Source organism: Oerskovia sp. Root918 (genome assembly GCF_001428945.1).
GTDB lineage: Bacteria > Actinomycetota > Actinomycetes > Actinomycetales > Cellulomonadaceae > Oerskovia > Oerskovia enterophila.
The window spans coordinates 1-2,725 of record NZ_LMJG01000010.1 but is presented as its reverse complement, the minus strand read 5'-3'; the positions used below and the strand labels follow the sequence as shown (position 1 = coordinate 2,725).

The 2,725-nt window shown below is 68.0% G+C and carries 2 protein-coding genes; one reads left to right on the top strand and one right to left on the bottom strand.

Translation table 11 applies throughout. The features are described 5' to 3' along the window. Positions 1-670 precede the first annotated feature (670 nt). Positions 671-955 (top strand): putative quinol monooxygenase, encoded by a 285-nt coding sequence (locus ASE27_RS07625; protein ID WP_056648403.1) that lies wholly within the window; start codon positions 671-673, stop codon positions 953-955. 35 nt (positions 956-990) lie between these two features. Here ASE27_RS07625 and ASE27_RS07620 read toward each other — a convergent pair whose 3' ends face one another. Further along, positions 991-1,956, bottom strand: a complete 966-nt coding sequence (locus ASE27_RS07620) for a hypothetical protein (protein ID WP_157257450.1) — start codon at positions 1,954-1,956, stop codon at positions 991-993. Between the last annotated feature and the right edge of the window lie 769 nt (positions 1,957-2,725).

The window sequence follows — 2,725 nt, the reverse complement described above, 5'->3', positions numbered from 1 at the left end:
CAATTGGCATTAACTATCAAGCACACTGTTGAGTTCTCAAGCAACCGACACGCACCGACTCCAACCCGTTTCCAGGCCTTCACTCGGGGCAACTTCTTAATCTTATCAGACTCTCCGGGGCCTTCCAACTTCATGATTTCTCGTGAAGCGAGCCTTCCAAGTCGGCCACATTCCCTACTCCTCGAGGACACGAATGTCCTCAGAAGTCTCAAGGAGGTTTGGCTCACCCGGGGGATCCAGCCACTTCGCGGCGGCTCCAAGGAGCTTCGCAGTGGTGTCTGTTCCTCCCTGCCGGGCTGACTCAGAGAACATTACTGGGGGAGGCCCCTCTGGTCAAACCCGCTCAGGGTGACCCCGGTCACCGCGTCGGCGTGCCGCGATCGGAGCGTCTCAGGCTCCGATACGCGCCGACGTCGGGCGCGGCGAGTGCGCAGCAGGACCGCGTCGCGCGCGATCGTCCGGTGCGCGCGACACGGAGTCCTTCCCCGCCGGCTCTCTCGGCGCCCAGATCCCTGGTGGCTGCCCCGGCTCATGCCGGATGGGACTACGGTCGGCCAGGGCGGTCGGCCAGGCCCCGCGGACGTGGATCCCGTGCGGGGCCGACCGTCCCCGACCTGCACGACGGGCTCCGTCCCGGCCCTGACGACCCTTCGCTCCCCGAGGAGACTCCTTGATCCGCGTCCACGTTCCCTGCAGGGTGCAGGAGGCCGACCTCCCTCGAGCCCTCGCTGTCTACGAGGAGCTCGTCGCAGCCACCAGGCGCGAGCTCGGCTGCCTGTCGTACGAGCTCCTGCAGCGCGAGGACGAGCCGACCTCGCTGCTCCTCACCGAGGAGTGGGAGTCCCACGACCATCTGATGGCTCATACGCAGACCGAGCACTTCGTCCGTCTCGTGGCAGAGCTGGAGTCACTCGAGGTAGCCGAACCTGCGGTGTTCTTCCGACGCATCCTGTAGCTCGAGGACGCTGTCGCGCGGTCTGGGGACCACTCTCATCCAGCGGGGAGGTCTGACATGACCTCCCAGTGGGCGCGACGCTGGGCCTCGGGGACGTCCGTGAGCGTGCTGGCGACCGCCGTGACATCCTCGACCGTCGCGGCGGGACCGGCGTCGACGGTGACCCAGTTCCCGTCGCGGTAGGTTCCGAACGTGAGCCCGTCGGAGCTGGCCCAGCCTCCGTCGACGATGCGGCAGCGGTCGGCGAAGTCCGCGTAGGTCTGTCCCTCGATCCAGCTTCCCTCGCCGGAGGACAGCAGCCAGCACGCAAAGCCGTCGGGGTCTTCCTCACCAGGGTCGCCCCACGCCGACATCGTGATCGTGAGTTCCCGTCCGTCCCGGTCGACCCCGACTTCGGCGACTTCTCCAGTGAGCGTGCGGAGGTCGGTCCGGGCGCCGGTCAAGGTCGTCGTCGCGCCAGGGAGCAAGTTGTCGTACATCGCTTCACGTGCCACGACGTTGCTCGCTCTGGCTGCAGCGGCCTCCTGGGCGGCATCCGATGCGGCCTGCCAGCCGTACAGCACGGCGGCGAGGACGATCGTGAGTCCGCCGACCAGCTTCGCCCACCTCGGGAGTGCGAACGTCGAGATCCCCGCCACGAGGGCGCCGATCACCACCGGCACCGGGACGCCGTAGCGCGGGTCGAGGGGGATCTCGCCCTGCGCCACGAGCTCCGCTCCGATCGCCGCTGGGACGAGCAGAGTGAGCACGACTGCCAGCCCGATCCGGCGCCGTCCTGTGGCTGCCCGCAGGATCGCGGCGTTGGCGAACGCGATCCCGACGAGCAGCAGAAGGCCGAGAGGAAGCATCACGGCCGGGGCGAACAAGACACCGACGACCAGGGCCGGGCCCACTGCGGCACCAAAGGCGGCGAGGGCGCCGCAACCAAATGGCACAGCGACGGCAGCGAGGCGATCCGGCGGGGTGCCGGTGTCCTCGGCGGCGGGCCGTAGCGTGGTCATCCGCCGATGCTAGTGCCGGCTACGTGCGGATCAGGGCCGGCCCCCGCTGGCCAAGCGGCGAGATCCAGCCTTCGCAACACAGCCCGGACAGATCTGCCCCCGACGTGCACGACGTAGCCACGCCGGCCCGAGCATCAACCGTGGCGCCCCATCCAGGCAGCATGTGTCGCGTGCCGATCTCCATGCTCCGGCTGGTCTCGACAGACTCATGGTTCGCGTCGCCGCACCCGGCCGCCGATCCGGCCCCCCATCAGAACTCGGAGAGCTCGAGATCGGTCGGCTCCGTCCATCGTTTGCCTCCCAGTGCGGAAGACGGTCCCCATCGAGCACCCAGCTTCCGCAGTGTCACGATGCTCCACGGAGGGGCGCCTGACCGCGCGCGCTGTCGAGCCGCTGTCGAGCCGCTGTCGATGCGCTCCAGACAACGATGTCTGCGAGCTGCCCTCGGTGTAGGACCGGTCGGCACCCACACCCGCTGCGTGCTGCAGCCTTCCCAGGACTGTTGTCAGAAGGTGAGCGGGGCATGGCCCGGTGTGGTTCTGACACCTGGTCGGGGTGGTGGTGTTGTCAGAAGGTGAGCGGGGTATGGCCCGGTGTGGTTCTGACAACGGGGCTCTGGGTACAGAAGTGCCCCGGGCACAGGTGTGCTCGGGGCTGGGTGTTTGGGGGTATGCCAAAGGCCCACCCCGTGTGGGGTGGGCCTTTGGTGAATGGTTGTCCGGCGGCGACCTACTCTCCCACCCCGTCTCCAGGGCAGTACCATCGGCGC

Bases quoted from the DNA above. Each gene is read 5' to 3' on its own strand.
- ASE27_RS07620 (WP_157257450.1), bottom strand. From the start codon at position 1,956: ATGACCACGCTACGGCCCGCCGCCGAGGACACCGGCACCCCGCCGGAT.